22 protein-coding genes, 2 tRNA genes and 1 pseudogene are annotated in these 19,457 nt (G+C 62.0%); 12 read left to right on the top strand and 13 right to left on the bottom strand.

The features are described from left to right. Positions 1-55: 55 nt before the first annotated feature. The 8 genes from ROG8370_RS02865 to ROG8370_RS02900 all read left to right on the top strand — a co-directional run bounded on the left by ROG8370_RS02865 (position 56) and on the right by ROG8370_RS02900 (position 5,809). Positions 56-613 (top strand): YceD family protein, encoded by a 558-nt coding sequence (locus ROG8370_RS02865; protein ID WP_085825568.1) that lies wholly within the window; start codon positions 56-58, stop codon positions 611-613. Positions 614-762: 149 nt separating this feature from the next. Next, positions 763-969 carry a 50S ribosomal protein L32 gene (rpmF, locus tag ROG8370_RS02870; protein ID WP_073194000.1) on the top strand — a complete coding sequence of 69 codons (207 nt, stop codon included), beginning with the start codon at positions 763-765 and terminating at the stop codon, positions 967-969. A 22-nt stretch (positions 970-991) separates the two neighbouring features. Beyond that, the gene (gene plsX, locus ROG8370_RS02875) at positions 992-2,098 is read left to right on the top strand and encodes a phosphate acyltransferase PlsX (protein WP_085825569.1); all 1,107 of its coding nucleotides are present in this window, start codon (positions 992-994) and stop codon (positions 2,096-2,098) included. Continuing rightward, positions 2,095-3,069 (top strand): beta-ketoacyl-ACP synthase III, encoded by a 975-nt coding sequence (locus ROG8370_RS02880; RefSeq protein ID WP_085825570.1) that lies wholly within the window; start codon positions 2,095-2,097, stop codon positions 3,067-3,069. The genes plsX and ROG8370_RS02880 overlap by 4 nt, the downstream gene beginning before the upstream one ends. Before the next feature lie 111 nt (positions 3,070-3,180). Next, entirely contained in the window at positions 3,181-3,483 is a 303-nt protein-coding gene (gene ihfA / locus ROG8370_RS02885) for an integration host factor subunit alpha (RefSeq protein WP_085825571.1), read from the top strand. 14 nt (positions 3,484-3,497) lie between these two features. Further along, positions 3,498-4,526: a MerR family transcriptional regulator gene (locus ROG8370_RS02890; protein WP_085825572.1), complete on the top strand. Its 1,029-nt coding sequence runs from the start codon at positions 3,498-3,500 to the stop codon at positions 4,524-4,526. A 56-nt stretch (positions 4,527-4,582) separates the two neighbouring features. Next, positions 4,583-4,659: transfer RNA gene (locus ROG8370_RS02895), tRNA-Pro, on the top strand. Positions 4,660-4,735: 76 nt separating this feature from the next. After that, positions 4,736-5,809, top strand: a complete 1,074-nt coding sequence (locus ROG8370_RS02900) for a 2'-deoxycytidine 5'-triphosphate deaminase (protein ID WP_085825573.1) — start codon at positions 4,736-4,738, stop codon at positions 5,807-5,809. Positions 5,810-5,816: 7 nt separating this feature from the next. Here ROG8370_RS02900 and ROG8370_RS02905 read toward each other — a convergent pair whose 3' ends face one another. Beyond that, the gene (locus ROG8370_RS02905; RefSeq protein WP_085825574.1) at positions 5,817-6,017 is read right to left on the bottom strand and encodes a hypothetical protein; all 201 of its coding nucleotides are present in this window, start codon (positions 6,015-6,017) and stop codon (positions 5,817-5,819) included. A 221-nt stretch (positions 6,018-6,238) separates the two neighbouring features. Here ROG8370_RS02905 and rsgA point away from each other — a divergent pair, with 221 nt between their 5' ends. Then, a complete protein-coding gene (gene rsgA, locus ROG8370_RS02910; protein ID WP_085825575.1) occupies positions 6,239-7,273 on the top strand; it encodes a ribosome small subunit-dependent GTPase A in 1,035 nt (344 codons plus the stop codon). A gap of 37 nt (positions 7,274-7,310) precedes the next feature. On the opposite strand, the gene scpB is transcribed toward rsgA, so the two are convergent. From scpB to argS, 5 genes are all read right to left on the bottom strand, one after another. Continuing rightward, the gene (scpB, locus tag ROG8370_RS02915; protein ID WP_085825576.1) at positions 7,311-7,973 is read right to left on the bottom strand and encodes an SMC-Scp complex subunit ScpB; all 663 of its coding nucleotides are present in this window, start codon (positions 7,971-7,973) and stop codon (positions 7,311-7,313) included. A gap of 4 nt (positions 7,974-7,977) precedes the next feature. After that, positions 7,978-8,766 carry a segregation and condensation protein A gene (locus ROG8370_RS02920; RefSeq protein WP_085825577.1) on the bottom strand — a complete coding sequence of 263 codons (789 nt, stop codon included), beginning with the start codon at positions 8,764-8,766 and terminating at the stop codon, positions 7,978-7,980. Next, positions 8,759-9,787, bottom strand: coding sequence for a beta-N-acetylhexosaminidase (nagZ, locus tag ROG8370_RS02925; protein WP_085825578.1), 1,029 nt, complete (start codon positions 9,785-9,787; stop codon positions 8,759-8,761). Before nagZ ends, ROG8370_RS02920 begins: the two co-directional genes overlap by 8 nt. Continuing rightward, complete coding sequence (locus ROG8370_RS02930) at positions 9,763-10,701, bottom strand: SPOR domain-containing protein (RefSeq protein WP_085825579.1); 939 nt, start codon at positions 10,699-10,701, stop codon at positions 9,763-9,765. Before ROG8370_RS02930 ends, nagZ begins: the two co-directional genes overlap by 25 nt. An 84-nt stretch (positions 10,702-10,785) precedes the next feature. Further along, positions 10,786-12,531, bottom strand: coding sequence for an arginine--tRNA ligase (gene argS / locus ROG8370_RS02935; RefSeq protein ID WP_085825580.1), 1,746 nt, complete (start codon positions 12,529-12,531; stop codon positions 10,786-10,788). A gap of 219 nt (positions 12,532-12,750) precedes the next feature. On the opposite strand from argS, the gene ROG8370_RS20035 reads away from it, so the two are divergent. Continuing rightward, positions 12,751-13,236: a hypothetical protein gene (locus ROG8370_RS20035; protein ID WP_139838025.1), complete on the top strand. Its 486-nt coding sequence runs from the start codon at positions 12,751-12,753 to the stop codon at positions 13,234-13,236. A gap of 10 nt (positions 13,237-13,246) precedes the next feature. Here ROG8370_RS20035 and ROG8370_RS02945 read toward each other — a convergent pair. Both ROG8370_RS02945 and ROG8370_RS02950 read right to left on the bottom strand, forming a co-directional pair. After that, positions 13,247-13,366: pseudogene (locus ROG8370_RS02945) on the bottom strand (helix-turn-helix domain-containing protein); the annotation flags it as partial. Between the two features lie 402 nt (positions 13,367-13,768). After that, positions 13,769-13,844, bottom strand: a tRNA-Thr gene (locus ROG8370_RS02950). Positions 13,845-14,006: 162 nt separating this feature from the next. On the opposite strand from ROG8370_RS02950, the gene ROG8370_RS02955 reads away from it, so the two are divergent. Continuing rightward, positions 14,007-14,882, top strand: coding sequence for a hypothetical protein (locus ROG8370_RS02955; protein WP_085825582.1), 876 nt, complete (start codon positions 14,007-14,009; stop codon positions 14,880-14,882). Positions 14,883-14,905: 23 nt separating this feature from the next. On the opposite strand, the gene ROG8370_RS02960 is transcribed toward ROG8370_RS02955, so the two are convergent. Next, positions 14,906-15,166, bottom strand: a complete 261-nt coding sequence (locus tag ROG8370_RS02960; protein WP_085825583.1) for a DUF2312 domain-containing protein — start codon at positions 15,164-15,166, stop codon at positions 14,906-14,908. Between the two features lie 144 nt (positions 15,167-15,310). On the opposite strand from ROG8370_RS02960, the gene ROG8370_RS02965 reads away from it, so the two are divergent. Beyond that, positions 15,311-15,526 carry a hypothetical protein gene (locus ROG8370_RS02965; protein WP_073194397.1) on the top strand — a complete coding sequence of 72 codons (216 nt, stop codon included), beginning with the start codon at positions 15,311-15,313 and terminating at the stop codon, positions 15,524-15,526. Here the strand turns inward: ROG8370_RS02965 and ROG8370_RS02970 are convergent. The 4 genes from ROG8370_RS02970 to ROG8370_RS02985 form a co-directional block, all read right to left on the bottom strand. Continuing rightward, positions 15,523-17,526 carry an enoyl-CoA hydratase/isomerase family protein gene (locus tag ROG8370_RS02970; RefSeq protein WP_306372359.1) on the bottom strand — a complete coding sequence of 668 codons (2,004 nt, stop codon included), beginning with the start codon at positions 17,524-17,526 and terminating at the stop codon, positions 15,523-15,525. The genes ROG8370_RS02965 and ROG8370_RS02970 overlap by 4 nt on opposite strands. 89 nt (positions 17,527-17,615) lie before the next feature. Continuing rightward, positions 17,616-17,825 carry a hypothetical protein gene (locus ROG8370_RS02975; protein ID WP_085825630.1) on the bottom strand — a complete coding sequence of 70 codons (210 nt, stop codon included), beginning with the start codon at positions 17,823-17,825 and terminating at the stop codon, positions 17,616-17,618. Between the two features lie 92 nt (positions 17,826-17,917). Beyond that, complete coding sequence (locus ROG8370_RS02980; protein ID WP_085825585.1) at positions 17,918-18,244, bottom strand: TraR/DksA family transcriptional regulator; 327 nt, start codon at positions 18,242-18,244, stop codon at positions 17,918-17,920. Between the two features lie 119 nt (positions 18,245-18,363). After that, entirely contained in the window at positions 18,364-19,434 is a 1,071-nt protein-coding gene (locus tag ROG8370_RS02985; protein WP_085825586.1) for a FliM/FliN family flagellar motor switch protein, read from the bottom strand. Positions 19,435-19,457: the final 23 nt, after the last annotated feature.

Here is a 19,457-nt window from a genome sequence, read left to right on the forward strand (position 1 = left end):
TATCCCGCTTACAGCAAGGTGGTGCAATGGTTCAAGAAAGGAAGCAAGGGTGACAATGTCGCAAACGCCTCAAAATCAAAGCGTGCTCCGCGTCTCTGAGCTGTCGATCAAGCGGCCCGTGGCGTTCGATCTAGCCCCGAGCAAGACGGAAATGGCGGCGATCGCGGATGAACTCTCGCTGTCGGGGCTGCGCAAGTTGCGCTTTCGCGGCACGTTGATGGCCGAGGGGCGCACCGATTGGGTGCTGCATGGCGATCTGGGCGCGACGGTGGTGCAACCCTGCGTGATCACCCTCGATCCGGTCACAAGCCGGATTGACGTCAAAATCACCCGCCGTTTTTCATCAGAGCCGCAAGAGCCCGAGGTCGACCCCGGCGACGAGGTGGAAATGCCCGAGGATGACACGATCGAGCCGCTTGGCAGCGAAATCGACCTCAATCGCGTAATGATCGAGGCGCTTGCTCTGTCGCTGCCGGATTATCCGCGCGCCGATGGCGCCGAATTGGGCCAGATCACCGTGGCCGAGGATGGCATCAAACCGCTTGAGGATGAAGACACAAAACCCTTTGCCGGCCTGGCCGCGCTGCGTGACAAAATGGAAAAGGGCGAATAGCGCCAAGAATCGCTTGCCCCGGCAACAAATCGCTGTATTTTCACGCTCTCATCGGAATTTAGGGTTGAACCGGCGGCTCGTAACAGACTATGAGCCGCGAACACTCGTGAAACAGGGCCAGATCGGCCCACAGGAATTGAGGTTGAGACATGGCTGTCCAACAGAACAAAGTATCGAAATCACGTCGCAACAACCGTCGCGCACATGACGCACTGGTTGCCGGCAACCCGAACGAATGCCCCAACTGTGGCGAGCTTAAGCGCCCGCACCACGTTTGCGCATCCTGCGGCCACTATGCCGACCGCGAAGTCGTGGCCATGGCCGACGAAATCGATCTGGACGACGACGCAGCGTAAGCGATAAAAGGCGATTTGCTGCATGACCGCTCTCACGGATCAATCCAAGGCGGGTGCAGGGCGCACCATTATCTCGGTTGACGCCATGGGCGGAGACCAGGGACCGGCGGCTATTGTCGCCGGTATCGCCGATTCTGCGAAGCGCAATCCTGATATCGGGTTCATTCTGCACGGTCCCAAGGACGAGCTTGAACGCCTTGTCGCCAAGCGCAAGGGGTTGGCCGAGCGTATCGAGATTCGCGACGCGCCAGAAGTTGTCACCATGGAGGACAAACCCTCGCATGTCGTGCGTCACGGGCGCGATACCTCGATGTGGTCGGCGCTTGATAGCGTGCGCGCCGGCGAGGCGACGGTCTGTGTCTCTTGTGGCAATACCGGGGCCTTGATGCTGATGTCGGTGCTGCGCCTGCGCAAGCTTCCCGGCATTTATCGCCCGGCAATCGCGGTCATGTGGCCCTCGCAAAACCCGCAAGGCCATAACATCATGCTTGATGGCGGCGCCGATATTCGCGCCGATGCCAAGGATCTGATGCAATACGCGCTGATGGGCGCGTCTTATGCCCGCAACGGCTTTGGCCTGGCCAAGCCGAGAATCGGCCTTTTGAACGTCGGCACCGAAGAACACAAAGGCCGCGCCGAGCTGAAAGAGGCCTATGATCTGATTGCGGCCAATGCCCGAATATCGGATTTCGAATTCGTCGGCTTTGTCGAAGGGCGTGATCTTCCGGGCACGGCCTGTGACGTGATCGTCACCGATGGATTTACCGGCAATGTGGCGCTCAAGACCGGCGAAGGCATTGCCAAGCTGATCTCAGAGCTTCTGCGCGAGGCCTTTGCCTATTCCGTTTTGTCGCGGGTGGCCTCGGTGCTTGCCTACCCTGCCCTGCGACGGCTGAAAAAGCGGATCGACCCGCGGCGCGCCAATGGCGGCGTGTTTCTCGGGCTGAACGGCACGGTTGTAAAATCGCATGGTGCGGCGGATGCGACAGGCGTGTCCTCGGCGATCAAGCTGGCGTTTGAACTTGCGCAATCGGGCTTTTCCGAAAGGCTTGCGGCGCGGGTTGCATCTGCGGCCTCGCTGGATCAGGATGCGCCTTCAGATAATATAATCGACGGTGAGACTGAATGACTTTACGTGCCGTTGTGGAAGGGATCGGGCATTACCTGCCAGATCGTGTTGTTCCCAACTCGGAATTTGAAAAAACCCTCGACACAACGGATGAATGGATTCGCACCCGATCAGGTATCGAGCGGCGACGCTTTGCCGCCGAGGGCCAGACCACATCCGACCTTGCGGTGCGGGCCGCGCGGGCCGCGCTTGAAAATGCCGGGCTGACGCCGGACGACATCGACGGAATCATCGTGGCCACCTCGACGCCCGATCTGACCTTTCCCTCGGTCGCCACCATGGTGCAAAAAGAGCTGGGCATGACGCATGGCTTTGGCTTTGATGTGCAGGCGGTCTGTGCCGGATTCATCTTTGCGCTGACCAATGCCAACGCCCTGTTGATCGCCGGTCAGGCCAAGCGCCTTTTGGTGATCGGCGCCGAGACCTTCAGCCGGATCATGGATTGGAACGACCGCTCGACCTGTGTGCTGTTTGGCGATGGCGCGGGCGCGCTCGTGCTTGGCCTTCAGGACGGCACCGGGGCCAACACCGATCGTGGCATTCTGTCGGCCGACCTTAATTCCGACGGGCGCTATCGCGATATGCTTTATGTCGATGGCGGCGTCTCGACGACCGGCGCGGCGGGCAAATTGCGGATGCAGGGCAATCCGCTGTTCCGTCAGGCGGTGGAAAAGCTGACCTCGACGGCCGAAACCGCGCTTGCCAAGGTCGGCCTGACCGGCACTGACGTCGACTGGATCGTTCCGCATCAGGCCAATATTCGCATCATCCAGGGCACCGCCAAAAAGATGGGCCTGCCGATGGATCGCGTCATCGTCACGGTGCAGGATCACGGCAATACATCCGCCGCCTCAATCCCTCTGGCCCTCTCGGTCGGGGTGGAAACCGGCAAGATCAAGCAAGGCGATCTTGTGCTCTCGGAGGCGATTGGCGGCGGTCTGGCCTGGGGCTCGGTGCTTCTGCGCTGGTAAATCACAGAAAATGCGCGAAAAAGCGCGCTTTAAGCCTGCTGTGTAAGTCGTTGACATTGACTCGGAAAATCCTTCGGCCCTAAGGTTGTCGGAAAAACACGGGGGGACCTGATGACCGATAAGACATTGACGCGAATGGATTTGAGTGAGGCAATTTTTCGAGAGGTCGGCCTGTCGCGCAACGATGCCGCCCAGCTTGTCGAAAGTGTGCTGGAGCACATGTCGGACGCCTTGGTAAACGGCGAGCAGGTCAAGATTTCGTCCTTCGGTACGTTTTCGGTGCGCGACAAGACCGCCCGCGTCGGCCGCAATCCCAAGACCGGTGAAGAAGTGCCGATCAACCCGCGCAGGGTTCTGACCTTCCGCCCGTCGCACCTGATGAAAGATCGCGTCGCGGCCGGCAACAAAAGCTAAGGGGCACAGAGCCGATGGCAAAATCCGCCGACGCCTTTCGCACAATCAGCGAGGTTGCCGAATGGCTAGAGGTTCCGGCGCATGTGCTTCGGTTCTGGGAAAGCAAGTTTTCTCAGATCAAGCCGGTCAAGCGCGCCGGCGGGCGGCGCTATTACCGACCCGCGGACATGTTGCTCTTGGGCGGCATCAAGGCAATGCTGCATGACGAGGGCATGACCATCAAGGGCGTGCAAAAGCTGTTGCGCGAACAGGGTGTGCGCCATGTCTCCGACCTGTCACAGCCGCTTGACGAGGTGACCGAAGGCGAGGTCAGCGATATAGCGCTCGACGTGGTGCCAGAGCCGCCCGAACCCGCCAAGGTTCTGAATTTCGCGCGCGGTGGCCCCGACTCCCTTGCGCCATCCCCCGCGACCCCACCGAAAGATGTTGCCGACAGTGAGGTCGCCGAAACCGTCGCTGACGTTGATGACGCCCGCCCTGCGCCAAGCTTGCCTGAGGCGACGGATATGGCGATCCCGCAGGACGCGCTTTTGCCCTATGATGCGCCCGCTCCGGCCCAATCGAACCCCGAGCCGGATCAGGCCGCGCCCGAGCCTGCCTATCTAGAGGAGGCGGCCGCGCCGCAAGAAGACCACCTCGACGACCTGCCCCCCCAAGCGGTCACTGCCGCGCCCGAAACCGACCCTGCGGTCGAGGTCGAGGACGCGCCAGAGGTCACGCCTGTGTCAGAGCCAAAGCCTTCTGAACCGGTTCATGCTGAAACACCCGAACCGGGGCCAAAGCTTGAGGTTGAGGCCGATACACCTGCGCAGCCAGAGCCAGAGCCGGACCCCGAAGCCACAGCAGAGCCCGCTCCCCTGCCCCAACCGGATCTGCCCGAGGATGCCTTGGACGAGGTCAGCGCCGATCCCGGCGTGCTCGCCGCGCTTGCCGATCTGCCACGCCCGATTTCGACGCAAACCGCCGCGCGCCTCGGGCCTTTGCTGACCCGGCTCTCGGCGCTTGGGGCCGCGAAATCGCAAGATGGTCAACTCCGGGACTAAAAAGTGGGAATTAGCCCTTGTCCCCGCTCTGAAAACCAGTATGACGTCCACATCGTCGGGCTATGGCGCAGCCTGGTAGCGCGTCCGTCTGGGGGACGGAAGGTCGCAGGTTCGAGTCCTGCTAGCCCGACCAATTTAACCGACGATCCCGCCCATCTGCCCCCCCAGGGCACCGCGCCAAAGAAGCGGGGATGCCATAGGGGGCAAAGATGACCGGGGTTCTTTCCAGCCAGCAAATCAAGTCGATGATCGCCGATGGCGCGCTTCATGCCACGCCCGCGATCCTGCCGGAACAGGTCCAACCCGCGAGCCTAGATTTGCGCCTTGGCGCCGTGGCCTACCGGGTTCGCGCCTCGTTCCTCACCGGCTCTGGCCGTACAGTCGCCGAACGGCTTGCCGAATTTGAAATGCACCGGATTGATCTGAGCCAGGGCGCTGTTCTGGAAAAGGGCTGCGTCTACGTGGTGCCCCTGATGGAAGGTCTTTCCCTTCCCGAGGGTGTTCAGGCGGTGGCCAATGCCAAATCCTCGACCGGGCGGCTTGATCTTCTGACGCGGATGATCACCGATGGCGGCGTCGAATTCGACCGCGTACCGCCGGGCTACGCTGGCCCGCTCTACGCCGAGATTTGCCCGCGCTCGTTTTCTGTTCTGGTACGCCCCGGCATGCGCCTCAACCAGATCCGCTTTCGCGAGGGGCACGCCACGCTGGATGACGCCGCCCTGCGCGCGCTGCATGCCGCAAGCCCGCTGGTCGATGGCACCGCCGTGATCGACGAAGGGCTCGGATTTTCCGTTGACCTGCGCCCCAGCGACAGCACGCTGGTCGGCTATCGTGCCAAACCGCATACCGGCGTGATCGACCTTGAGCGGATCGGCTACTACGACCCTTCAGAGTACTGGGAAGAGGTCCATGCCGAGGCGGGCCATATCATCCTTGATCCCGGCGCCTTCTACATCCTGGTTAGCCGCGAAGCCGTGCATATCCCGCCCGACTACGCCGCCGAAATGGCGCCCTATGTGGCCATGGTCGGCGAATTCCGGGTGCATTATGCGGGCTTTTTTGACCCCGGTTTTGGCCATGATGCGGCCGGTGGCACAGGCTCACGCGGCGTGCTCGAAGTGCGCTGTCACGAGGCGCCCTTCGTTCTTGAACACGGCCAGATCGTCGGCCGCCTCGTCTATGAGAAAATGGATCAGGTCCCCGATCAGCTTTACGGCGCGGGCATTGCCTCAAACTACCAAGGTCAGGGCCTCAAGCTCAGCAAGCACTTCAAAAGCTAGACGCGCCTCAGAACCGCCCGGCCCTTCGGCCAAGCTTGATCGCCTGTGCGGTGCGCTGTGCGGTCTTCTGACCATCGGGACCGGGGGTTGCATCGCCCTTGCCCCCCATCCGCTTGCCGATTGCATCCATGCCGGCATTCACGCCGCTGCGCATCAGGCGGCGCATGACCATGCGCATCACCACATTGATCATCTGATTGACGTTCATTGCGTCATGTCCTTTGTCTGCCTCTGGGCATGACATAACATGGAAAGATGCAGTTTTCAGGGCATCCCGGAAAGTTTTAACAAAAACGGCACCCCACCGCCTTCTTCTTGGTCAAAATACTCCCGCCGGAGGCTTCCCCCTCTGCCATAATGCGCCGCGCCTTGCGTCCACATGCGCAACAAAAGCTTGCATCCCAAAGACGCCGCATTCATGCATTCCCCATGACACAGATCAGCGCCCCCTCCGCCACGCCCCTCGCCGCCCTCGGCTGGTCCGAGACCTTCGAGGCGCAACTCACCCCAGAGGAAACCGCGCTGGCCCCGATGCGCATCGCGACCGTGCACCGCTCGCGCGTCACCGCCTTGTCGCCCTCGGGCGCGATCAAGCTCAACCTGTTTGCCCATGCCAGCACAACCGATTTCGCCGTCGGCGACTGGGTTCTGGTCGATCCCGAGACCAATACCATCACGCGCCGTCTTGAGCGCAGCTCGCTGTTGCGTCGGCGCACTGAAGGCACCCGCGCGCCCCAGCTGATTGCCGCCAATATCGACACGCTCTTCATCGTCACCTCCTGCAATGCCGATTTCAATCCGGCCCGGCTTGAACGCTACCTCGCCCTTGCCAATGAGGCCGGCACGACGCCGGTGATCGTCCTGACCAAGGCCGATATGGCCGAGGACACGGCCGGTTATCAGACCCGCGCAGCGGCCCTGCAACGCGGGCTTGCGGTGCTCACCCTGAACGCCAAGGATATCGACTCCGCCGCCGCCCTTGCGCCCTGGTGCGCGCCGGGTCAGACCGTGGCACTTGTCGGCTCCTCCGGGGTAGGCAAATCAACCCTGCTCAACACCCTCGCGGCCAAGGATGACGCGACGGCGCAGCCCACAAGCGGCATTCGCGAGGATGACGCCAAGGGGCGCCATACCACCACCTCGCGCTCGCTGCATGCCATCAAGGGCGGAGGCTTGGCGATTGACACGCCGGGCATGCGCTCGCTGCACGTCAGCGATGTGGGCGCCGGGCTGGACAAGTTGTTTTCCGAGATCGCAGAGCTGGCGCCAGAGTGCCGCTTTCGCGATTGCACCCATGCCCACGAGCCGGGCTGTGCTATTCAGGCCGCCGTGGCGGCGGGTGTGCTTGATCCTGACCGGCTGGAACGCTGGCGCAAGCTTGACACGGAAAACCGCGACAACACGCCGGTGGCGGTCGGGGCGCGCGGCAACAAGACCATCAAGAAGCCCCGGCAAAAACGCTAGGCGCGCTGCTCAGCGCAAGCCGCATGTTCGGGAATCTCTAATCCTCGAACAGCTCGTTCTGACCCTCGGAGGTTTCCTCGGCGCTGTCTTCATCGCCCTCACCCATCTGCGGCATAAGCCCCGGCGGCGGACGGTTTTCCAAAAGCCCCGCCGCGCGCAGCTCTTTCAGCCCCGGCAGATCACGCGCCGATTCAAGGCCGAAGTGATCAAGAAACTCCTGCGTCACCACAAAGGTCACCGGGCGGCCCGGCGTCATCTTGCGCCGACCAAACCGGATCCATTCCATTTCAAGCAATTGATCGACCGTGCCGCGGCTCACCGAGACGCCGCGAATTTCCTCGATCTCGGCGCGGGTGACGGGTTGGTGATAGGCGATGATCGCCAGCGTCTCGATCGCCGCGCGCGACAGTTTGCGGGTCTCGACGGTTTCCCGGCTCATCAGAAAGCCAAGATCGGGCGCCGTGCGCATCGCCCAGGCATCGCCCACCTTGACCACATGCACGCCGCGCCCGGCATAGCGTTTGCGCAGGTAGACAAGCGCCTCGGCAGGGTCAGAGCCATGCGGCATCCGCGCGGATAATTCCTTGGTGGTCACCGGTTCGGCACTGGCGAACAGGATCGCTTCGACCATGCGTTCCTGCTCGGCAATCGGGGGTGCCTCGAACAGGCTTTCTTCTTTCTTGACATCATCTTGCGGCATGCTCTTAATCCTTCCGGCGCAGTTCGATCGGCGCGAAAGCATCGGATTGTCGAAGTTCGGCGCGCCCCTCTTTCACCAATTCAAGCGAGGCCGCAAAGGTCGAGGCCGTGGCCGAGCGGCGGCGCGCGGGATCGGTGGTAAACCCGTCGGGCAGATAGGTCGAAATATCGGTCCATGTGCCCGCATAGCCGATCAGCCCGCGCAGCCGCTCAAGCGCCTGTTCCATGGTGAAGATCGCGTCGCGGTCCATCACGAAGGGGCGAAATTCATCACGGGTGCGGATGCGGGCATAGCCCTGCATCAGGTCCAGAAGCGTCGCGGAATAGGTCACGCGGCGCAGGCGGGTCACGTCTTCGGGCACCCCGCGCGCGAAGAAATCGCGCCCCATACGGTCGCGCCCCATCAGGCGCGCGGCGCAATCGCGCATCGCCTGCAAACGCTCAAGCTGAAACGCCAGATGCGCGGCAAGTTCTTCGCCCGATGGCCCCTCTTCGGTCGGGTCCGGCGGCAGCAAGAGCCGCGATTTCAGAAAGGCGAGCCAGGCCGCCATCACAAGATAATCCGCCGCCAGTTCAAGCCGCAGCGCCTTGGCCTTTTCCACGAATGTCAGATATTGCCGCGCCAGTTCAAGCACCGAAATCTTGCGCAGATCAACCTTTTGCGTGCGGCTCAGCGTCAGCAACAGATCAAGCGGGCCTTCAAACCCATCGACATCGACGATCAAGGCCTCGGCGGCCAGCCGTTCGGCCACCTCGCTCGGCTTGTCCACGTCGCTAAACTCGTTCTCAGTCATCCACTCGCCCGTTTATCAGCGCGTCAAGCTTTGCTGATAGGGCCGGAATGTCAACCGACTCCGGGGTTTTGCGCGCCTCAAGGGCGCGCTCTGCACGGGTTTGCGCGGGCCCGCTCATGCGCCCGGCGGCCTCGGCCACCTCGCGGCGCTCGTCCAGCGTGCCGTTGCAATGCAGGATCACGTCACAGCCCGCCTCAATCGCGGCGCGCGACAAATCGCCAAGCGCGCCACTAAGCGCCTTCATCGAAATGTCATCGGTCATGATCAGCCCGTCAAAGCCGATCTCGTCGCGGATCAGCCGCATCATACGCGCCGAGGTGGTGGCCGGCGCGGGATCAATCGCCGAATAGACAAGATGCGCCGTCATCCCCAGAGGCAAGTCGTTGAGCGCCCTGAAGGGCGCGAAATCACTTGTCGAAAGCTGCGTATGCGGGGCATCGACCGTCGGCAGGTCAAGATGGCTGTCGGCCTCTGCGCGCCCGTGTCCGGGGATATGTTTAACCACCGGCAAGACACCGCCATCCAGCAGGCCATTGGCCACCGCCCGCCCGAGGCGCGCGACCGTGTCGGCGTCAAATCCGTAACAGCGGTTTTGCAAAAACGGGTGGGTCGCGGGGCCGGCCACATCGACCAGAGGGGCGCAATTGCTGTCGATGCCAAGCGCGTGCAACTCGTCCGCAATCAGGCGATAGCGCAGGTACATCACCTCTTCGGCATGATCGCCCGCCGCCTTGACCTGATCCAGCGGCGCGGGCCATTCGCGCCAGAGCGGCGCGCGCAGGCGCTGCACGCGGCCACCTTCCTGGTCTATGGTGATCGGGGCATCGCGCCCTACCGCATCGCGCATCTCGGCGCAAAGCGCGCGCACCTGTTCGGGGCTGTCGATATTGCGCGCGAACAGGATAAAGCCGAACGGATTGGCCTTGGCGAAAAACGTCTTTTCCTCGGCGCTCAGCCGCAAGCCTTCGGCGTCAAGAATGGTGGCGCCAAACCCTGTCAACGGGTGACCACCGGGATACATTCGGCGCGTTCCGCCACCAGTGCGGAACAGAACCGGCGCGCATCGCCAAGATCGGCAAAGCCCATGGCGCGCAGCCGGTAAAAGGTGCGTCCGCCACTTTCAGCACGCTGGATAACGCGTTGTTTCCCCTCAAGGAAGTCGCCAAACTTGGCCGACAAACGATCCCATTCGCCGCGCGCCACCTCGGGGCTGTCAAACGCGCCCAATTGGGCCAGACGGGTGCCGACGGCAATGGTGTCGGGGTTCACTTCGGCGTTTGGAGCCGATCGCGCGGCGGCGACCGCAAGCGCCACGGCCTCGGGGATGCTGGTCAACTTGGCCGGACGCACACGTGGGCGCAACGACGTGCCAATGCCGCCTTTGACGGGGGCCGGTGCGGCAATCTCCTCGGGCTCTGGCGTAGCGGCGGGGGCCGTTTCAAGGTCGGAAATCGCGGGGACGCCTGCGGAAAGCTGTTCAGCCAGCGTGTCGAGCGAGGCATTTTGCAAAGTTTCCTGCGCGGCCAAAGGATCACTTTCGCCCGCCTCGGCGGTTGGGGTTACCTCGGCCTGCTGCACGATCTCGGGGGCCTCTGTCGGCACGTCCTCAAGCGTCAGCTCAAGCGGCGGCGGCGCCAGCACAAGCCGATCCGCAGGTGCGGCGGCGGCGCCTTCGGCCGCGACGTTATTCACCGCGAGGCCCTGATGCTCGGCCGCACTTCCGCCGGGATCGGCGGGTTGCACCCGCATCGGGCCTTCGGCGGCACGCACCACCGGAACGCCCGAGACGTCGCGCACCAGGAGTTTGTAGCCCCAAACCCCCACGCCAAAAATCAGCGCAAGCGACAAGGCCGCGCCTGTTAAATTCGTCAATTTGACAAGGACATTCGCCCGATCCGGCGCAGTGGTATACTGCGCATCCTGCATCTGTGCCATGGTCCGCCTCTTTTTCACCGGCGATACATAGCCGCCGGGGAGTTGATGATCTGCCTCATCCCCGGCGTCTGCCTGTGCGATTTGTTACCGCATCTCTTCAGCCGGAGTTACGCCAAGAATACCAAGACCTGCGGAAATAACAACGGTAACAGCACGCACAAGGGCGATTTTCGCCTGTGACGTTGCCGGATCGTCCTCTTGCAGGAAGCGCAGGCTGGCATCGTTGTGCCCCTGATTCCACAAAGCATGCAGATCGCTGGCCAGATCATAGAGGTAGAACGCCACGCGATGCGGCTCGTTGGTGCGCCCGGCAATCTGCACAAGGCGCGGCCATTCGGCCAGCTTTTTGGCCAGGTTCAACTCGGCCTCGTGGGTCAGACCCGACAGATCCGCCGCCGCCAGTGTCGCGTCGCTGACGTCAATGCCCGCCTCGGCGGCCTTGCGCAGCACCGAATTGACCCGCGCATTGGCGTATTGCACGTAAAACACCGGGTTGTCCTTGGACTGTTCCAGCACCTTGTCGAAATCGAAATCAAGCGGCGCGTCGTTCTTGCGCGTCAGCATCACAAAGCGGGTCACGTCCGGGCCGACAAGCTCGACCACGTCGCGCAGGGTCACGAATGTCCCGGCCCGCTTGGACATCTTGAAGGGCTCGCCGTTTTTGTAAAGCTTCACCAGCTGACAGAGCTTGATATCAAGCGGCACGCGTTCATCCGACAGCGCGCTGACGGCGGCCTTCATCCGTTTGACGTACCCGCCATGATCGGCACCGAGCACGTCGATCAGCATGTCAAAGCCACGGTTGATCTTGTCAAAGTGATAGGCAATGTCGGGCGCGAAATAGGTCCAGCCACCATCGGATTTCTTGACCGGACGATCCACGTCATCGCCATGCGCGGTCGAGCGGAACAGCGTTTGTTCGCGCGGCTCCCAATCCTCGGGAAGCTTGCCTTTGGGCGGCTCAAGCACGCCCTCATAGATCAGCCCCTTGGCGTCGAGCGCAGCAAGTGCCGCCTCGATAAGGCCGGTGCCGTAAAGCGATTTCTCGGAATAGAACACGTCCATTTCCACGCCAAGCGATTTGAGGTCGGCGCGGATCAGATCCATCATCGCCTCGGTGCCGTAGTTGCGGATGTCCTCAAGCCAGACCGCTTCAGGCTGATCGACATAGGCCGCCCCAACCTTGTCCTTGAGGGCCTGACCGACCTCGATCAGGTAATCGCCGGGATAGGTGCCATCGGGAAAGGCGACCTCTTTGCCATGCGCCTCAAGGTAGCGAAGATAGACAGACCTCGCGAGCACATCGACCTGCGCGCCGCCATCGTTGATGTAATATTCGCGGGTGACATCATAACCGACGAAATCAAGCAGGCTTGCCAGAGCATCGCCGAATACCGCACCCCGCGTGTGGCCCACATGTAGCGGGCCGGTGGGATTGGCGCTGACGTATTCGACGTTGACGCGCTTGCCCTGCCCCATGTTCGAGCGGCCAAACTCCTTGCCGGTCGTGAGCGCCGCGCGCGCGACATCATGCCAGAGCGAGGCCGCGAGCCGCAGGTTCAAGAACCCCGGCCCGGCCACTTCGGCGCTGGTGATCCGCTCGTCCTGGGCCAAAAGCGCCGCCAGAGCATCGGCGATATCACGCGGCTTGAGGCCCGCAGGCTTGGACAGAACCATCGCCGCATTGGTTGCCATGTCACCATGCGCCGGATCGCGCGGCGGCTCAACCGTGACATTGGCCAGATCAAGCCCTTCGGGCAGGCTGCCCTGGGCCTGCATCTGGGCCAGAGTGTCAAGCACGAGGCTGCGGATATCGTTAAACAGATTCATCGGGTGTTCCTTGCTGCGTTGGGCGCTGGTTTACCACTGACAGCCGGGGCGTCAATCGCCGCGTCGATCACTGGCTCAATCGCGCATCACTCGCCGGGCGCGCAAACCGTCAGAACCGAGCCACAGGCCCCGCCTGCCCCGGTGCGATCAAGATACATCGCCGCCAGCAAAAGCTGCACTGGCGCAGCGCCGGGACTTTGGCAACATCGGATCGCCACTTTGAAGCCGCAGCGCGTTTATCGCAAGTGGCGCGCCCATCTCGGTCTGCATCAAGGGCGCCAGATCGGCAAGCGCGGCGCGATAGGCAAGGTCTTCGGCGGGGGCATCGGCAGGCGCGCCCGCACAGACGAAGATGACCTTGCCCTGGCCACGCCGCAATCCCGGCGCAAGCGCCCGGGTGAGCGCCGGAATGCTGGTGATCGCCGCGCCCAGCCTGACGGTGTGCGCAAAGCGTATGAGAAGGCACGGCGACGCTACTCGATGAAAAACGAGATTTCTTTTGAGAAGGTGCTGACAGACAGAAACACGCAAAAGTTGCAAGTGCGCTATTCCTCATTGGTACTATGTGCGGTATCTAATAGTGACGGTCTAACAGCGAGCAAATATGCAAAGCTGGTCACAATTTTTTGGCAGATGGATTTTTTGTCTCCCAGCACCGCTAAAAGCAGCAAATCCCAGCGCGAAAAAGGCGCTGACCAACATTAACAATGAAGCTGGTACCGGCCCGCAGATACTTCTTGATCGTGTTGCGAGATACGCCTGTTCGCCGCGCAATCTCGCGAATGGGCATCTTGTCTCGCAGCGCCCATTTCCGAATAACCCTCAAAAATCCCATGTCTACCACTCCAATAGCCCCCAGCTGAATCAAGCAGGGGTAAGGTTGCACATGGGTCAATTCTCAATGACAATTTCTGCAGTTGCCGGGTCAGTTCTCAGTGACAATCAACAGTGGTGGTGAACGGCAGGTTTGGGCCGTGAACGGTTTAGACTCGCAACATTTACCCTAAGTCCCAACACACACCAAAATTTCCAGCCTGACGGCGACGCACACGCGGCACTTCTGGCTGACGGCGGTGGCATTTCACGGCATAATGGCGAGTCGGAAGCAGATTTTATTCAACGGGCAACGCAAGGCGCACAAGGCTTCCATCAACTCACCCAGGGTGGACAATTAGGGGGATTCAATAAAATTGAATCCGAATTTATTAAATAAAATCAAATATTTATTAAATTTAAATGGTGCCCCCACACGGACTCGAACCGCGGACCTACTGATTACAAATCAGTTGCTCTACCAGCTGAGCTATAGGGGCTCGGGCGTCTGATTACGCATTAACGCGGGCCACTTCAAGCCAAATTCCGCACTGACCGGACGGTTTATGCAAATGCCTTGCCGACGTGACAGGCGATTGCGGTTTAACTCTGGCAAAAAGCCCGTATATATTGACGCGACATTTAAAAAAACCGGGATACCAATGCAGGTCGTAATTCACGCGGGCGCCCATAGTACGGATGACGACAGGCTGGTAAACTGCCTGTTGGGCAATCGTGATATCCTGGCCAACTTCGGCGCCAATGTCCCTGACCCGCCCAATTATCGCCGTCTGGTGCGTGACATCCTGCATCAGGCGCAGGACAGCGGGCTAAGCGCAGATGCACGCGACATTCTGGTGGATGCCATTAGCCACGATGGCGCGGTTGACCGGCTTATCCTGTCCAACCCCGGTTTTTTCGGCACGCCAAAGATGGCCGTGACTGGCGGGCTTTTCTATGGGGCGGCGGAACTGCGGCTTGATCTCTTTCGCCAGATGTTTCCCGACGATGAAATCGAGCTTTTCTTTGCCATTCGCAATCCGGCCACTTTCCTGCCGTCCCTGCTTGACCACACGCCGCACAAGCAGATGGATAAACTAATGCGCGGGTCTGATCCTTCCCACATGAGATGGTCCGAGATGGTCGCGCGGATCCGCAACAGCCACCCGCACATCCCCGTCACGATATGGTGCAATGAGGACACCCCCCTGATCTGGTCGCAGGTGGTGCGCGAGGTGGCCGGCATCGACCCGACGGTCGAGTTTAGCGGCGAATTCAGCCTCTTGATGGAGATCATGACCCGCCCCGGCCAACAGCGGTTCAAGGCCTATATGGCAAGCCATCCCGGCATGACCGAAGTGCAAAAACGCCGGGTGATCACGGCATTTCTTGACAAGTTCGCCGATGAGGACGCTATCGAAGAAGAACTCGATGTGCCCGGCTGGACGACCGAGCTTATTGATGCGCTGACAGAGATCTATGACGAAGACGTCTATGAAATTCAGCGGCTTCAGGGCGTGCAGATGATCACGCCCTAAGCCACGAACACGCCTTCGTCACGTCACGTCATGCCGAGCGCTTCTTTATACATTTCAAGCACCGCTTCTTCTTCGGCAATATCGTCCTTGTCGCGCTTGCGCAACGAGATCACCTTGCGCAGAACCTTGGTGTCATAGCCGCGCGATTTCGCCTCGGCCATCACTTCCTTCTGCTGTTCGGCGATGTCCTTTTTCTCGGCATCCAGCCGCTCGAATCGCTCGATGAACTGGCGCAACTCGTCTGCGGTTACGCGATAAGTCGAGTCGGAATTCATGTCGTTCATGGGCTGTCTCCGGTCAATTGGGCCTTCTGAGTATAGGCGCGCGCGCGGCTCTGCAAGATGCTTCTGCCTGACTGAGCGACTTGCGCAACGGCGCAACTTCGACTAGGCGCAGCGCATCAAGGTCGCACCATAAAGGAGCACGCGATGGAAATTCTGATCTGGCTTGGAGCTGCGGTTTCACTGGCGGGCCTGGTGGGGCTGATCTGGTGCATTGTGACCGTCTGGAAGGCGCGCAAGGCAGGGCTGAGCGACGAAGCCATGCGCGCGACCATGCAAAAGGTGGTGCCTATCAACACGGCGGCGCTGTTCCTGTCGGTGATCGGGTTGATGATGGTGGTGATCGGAATCCTGCTAAGCTAGGCCGCGCCCGCACGACCAAAGAAGCCCTGCCCGTTCTTGACAAGATCAAGGATCATCGGCTCTGGCGCCCAGATCGGCGCAGAGCGCGCGGCAAGCACCTTCATGTCTTTCAGAACCGCCATAAGGCCACGCTGATCCGCCTGCATAAGCGGGCCACCGCGCGTGCGATCATAATTGTAACCGCGCACCATGAGCACATCGAGATCCGACGCCCGCTGCACGGCCTGTGCCGCCAGAATCCGCGCCGCGGCATTGATCAGCGCCGCATGAAGCGCGTGGCGCGGCGCGATATCGCCAAGCACCTCGGTCACGGCGCGCCCGGTCTCGGCCAGCCCCTTGGCGGGGCGCGGCCCTTCGGGGGGATAGTCGTAAAACCCACGCCCGACAGAGCGCCCCTTGGCCCCCTTGGCAAGCCGCTCTTCCAATGGCCCGGCCCAACCATCGCCAAGTCCGATCTCACCGGCCACGCCTTTTAGCCGCTGCGCGACCTGCACCAGCCCCTCGTTGTCCATCATCAGAAACGGCCCCGCGCGCAGCCCGAGGCGCTGTGCCGCCTGATCCACCCGCAGGGGCGTCAGCCCGCCGCGCATAAGATCAAGCGCCGCGAGATACAGCGCCGCCGTCATGCCATGCCCCAGCCCGGCACCGGCGGCCGGTTGGGCGGCGCGCACGGCGACCCGGCCCATATCGGCGCACATGCGCGCAAGGCTGGCCACGGCGGCGGGCGCAGCGCCTGCCCCGACCCCGATCTCAACAAGCCGCAGGCCATGGGCCGGGCGGTAGACCCGCAAGCCAAGGCCCACACCGGCCAATCCCACACCGGTATCAAGCCGCGCCGCCACGCCACCCTCGCGCGGCGACGGCAAATGCAACGCGCCCTCTCGCCCGTCGCGCGCATCAAGCACAAGATCGGCCCAGCCGTCTTTTGCACCTTCTGCGAGGCGACCAAGCCGGGCGTCGCGCCCCGGAGCGTCAAGTCGACCCTTGTCGACCGCATCGTCAAAAATACCCTTCAGGCGCTGCGCAAGGGCCGGGGTCGTAACCTCAAGGTCTTTGCCGACATCAAGAAACAGCATTCCGAGATCGGCCAGGGTTGCAGCGTCGCCCCCCACAAGCGCGATCCGGTTGAGCGGCTGCGCCTTGGCCTGCGCCAATTCCGGCATGATCGCCGCGCGCCGCTCTGCGGCAAAGATATGACGCTGTGCGCGCGCCTCAGCACTTTGCAGGCGGTCCTCGAACAACACCTGCTCGAACTCCAGCCCCTGCTCGAACGGCAACAGCTGTGCCGCCTCGACCGCGCGCACGATTTCGGCACCTGCCCCACCCTGCCCGGCCAACTGTTCAGCCACAAGGCTCAGTGCGCGCTGATAGGCAACCGGATCGGACAGCCCGCGTTCGCGATCACGGGTGCGCGCCCAACTGCCTTTGTCGGCCAGTTTGCGCGCCAGCGTGACCGCCGTCGCCAGCGGATCATCCGGGGTGATCTGGTCAAAGAACAACCGAAGCCGTGGGTCAGAGGCCACAACCGGCTTGCCCGATAGCATCAGTTCAAGCGCGACCTGTGCGCCCATAAGGCGCGGCGCGCGCTGTGTGACGCCGGCTCCGGGGATCATGCCAAGGCTGATTTCCGGCAGCCCCATCCGCGTCGTGGCCTGCGCGACGCGGGCATGTGCCGCAAGCGCCAGCCCGACCGCCGCCCCAAGGACAGAGCCGTGCAAGGCAGCGACCACGGGTTTGGGAAAATCTTCGATCTCGCGGCACAGCGCATTGACCCAAGGGCTGGCGAGCGGGCCGTCATATTCGGTAAGATCAATGCCCGAGGAAAACCCCGTCCCGGCGCCGCAGATCACAACCGCACGCAGGCTGTCATCCTGCGCGGTCTCGCGTAGGGCCGTCATAAGGTCTGCGCGCAACTGCGGCGCTAGCGCATTGGCAACAGGCCGGTCCAGCGAAAGGACAGCCACGCCATCACGGCACTCAGATTGAATTTGCCCAGTCACATCATACCCGCCCAAAACGCCATTTTACTGCGTCAATTACTACGGGGAATTGACGCACACGCAAGCGCAGGGCGGCGCAAACCGAAAGATCAGACCGGCATGTTGTCGAATTGCGCCTCGATCGCCTCGCACAGCAATTCCTTATGCAGCCGTTTTATCGGCCCGGGAACGGCCTCGCCCGAGGCCACCATACGCTCCATCATGCGGCGCACCTGCGGCTCGTAGCGGTGGCGGATTTCGCTGTCAGCCTGTGCAATCTGATGGCGCAGGCGCTCAAATTCAGGTGTGGTCTTGATCATGGTCATCCTCCCAGATGGTACGTTCTACCTTAGCGTGCATCGCCCTGTCGAAACAGAATAAATTACGCGGGCAACAGCGAGATGACGGCGCATTAGCGCTTGCGCGCCCCACATGCCCGGCAAAGTGGCGTTTCGGGCAAAATATCAAGCCGTTCAGGCGCAATTTGCTCGCCACAGCCCGAACAGGTGCCATAACTGCCGTTGCGTATCCGCCCGAGGGCGGCACGAATCCGCGCAATTTCGTCCTGTCCGCTCTGGCCGAGATGCTCCAGCACCTCGTCATCTTGGCGCTCGGCCGCCATTTCATCCCAATCCTTGGACTTGGGCGAATCAAGCGCGCCCTCAATGGCGTGCAACCGCTTGTCGAGTTCACCAAGACGGCTCATCAGCGCGTCGCGATATGTTTGTGTGTTGATCATGACGATCCTCCATGCTGGCAAGCAGACTAGGCCAGTGCCGCGCGTGGAACTTTGATACAGGTCAATCCGGACACTCAGGCGCGGCGCACAGGGCGGCCATGGCCATGCCTGCGCATGCCTTAGCTTTCGTAGGGAACCAGACCGCCCTCTGCGCCCATCTCGGCGTAGGGATCAAAGTCGCTTGCGATGGGTTGCTCGACCGCCTCGGGGATATCGGTCACCTTACGCACCTTCATTGCCGGTGCGGGTTTGGCCGGCGGAGTGATCTCTGGCACCTCGGCGTGCTCGCCCGGCGCAATATCCGGCAGCGGCGCCGCCGCCGAAGACACAAGCCGCACCGCCCGCCAGCCGTTCATCTGGCCAAGCCGCGCCTCGGCCACCAGATGCCCGGTGGTGCCAAGAACCTGCGCCGTGCCAAGGCAGTCGGGCGAGACCGGCACAAGCATGCCCGGCTTGAACGCCCAGATATCCTTGAGTTGCAGGCTGACGCGCGCGAGCGCCACATCAAGCACCACCGGTGCGTTGATCGCCACATCCCTGAGGCCCGGTTGCGCCCCCGTCGCGGTGGTCTTCTTGCCGCTCGGCTTTGCCGCTTTCGGCGGCGCCACCGGCAACAGCAGACTCAAGCAGCCGGTCTTCGCCCCCGGCCCCAGATCGGCCGTGATGCGAAACAGGTCGTAATCCGGCGCCGTCATCGCCAGTGACAGGCTGCGGGTATCCTCGACCATGTCGCCATACTCGAACTTGCGGGGTTGATAGCCCTCAACCCCGCCGGCCATCTGTTCATCATACCCCGACAGCAGCGCATTGATCAGCGGCGCCACCATCGCCGCGTCGGTGCGCGTTGCAGGTCGTGGCTTGGCCACGCCCGAGCGCACGGCGCCGGTGGTCTGCACCTCGATCAGGCCCGAAAGAAACTGTGGATCAAGCGAAAGCGCGCCGCGTGGGGTATTTTCGCCCTCAAGCAGCAACAAAAGCCCCTCTTCGCCAAGCGCCTTGGCAAGATCGCTTAACGGCACGCGCAACTGCTCGACCGTGACAACCGTAAGCGCGAGATCAAACATCGTGTCGGCCGTGCGCGCCAGCGACAGCCGCAGCGCCCTGGCGGGCGACATGAGCCGCGAATCAAACCCACCGCGGGCGGCCTGTGCCTTGCGATGAATAACTGAGTTTTGATCCTGCGATCCCATAACGCCCGCCGCTGCCCGCCTCT

Origin of the sequence: Roseovarius gaetbuli, from assembly GCF_900172365.1 — a bacterium.
Lineage (GTDB): Bacteria > Pseudomonadota > Alphaproteobacteria > Rhodobacterales > Rhodobacteraceae > Roseovarius > Roseovarius gaetbuli.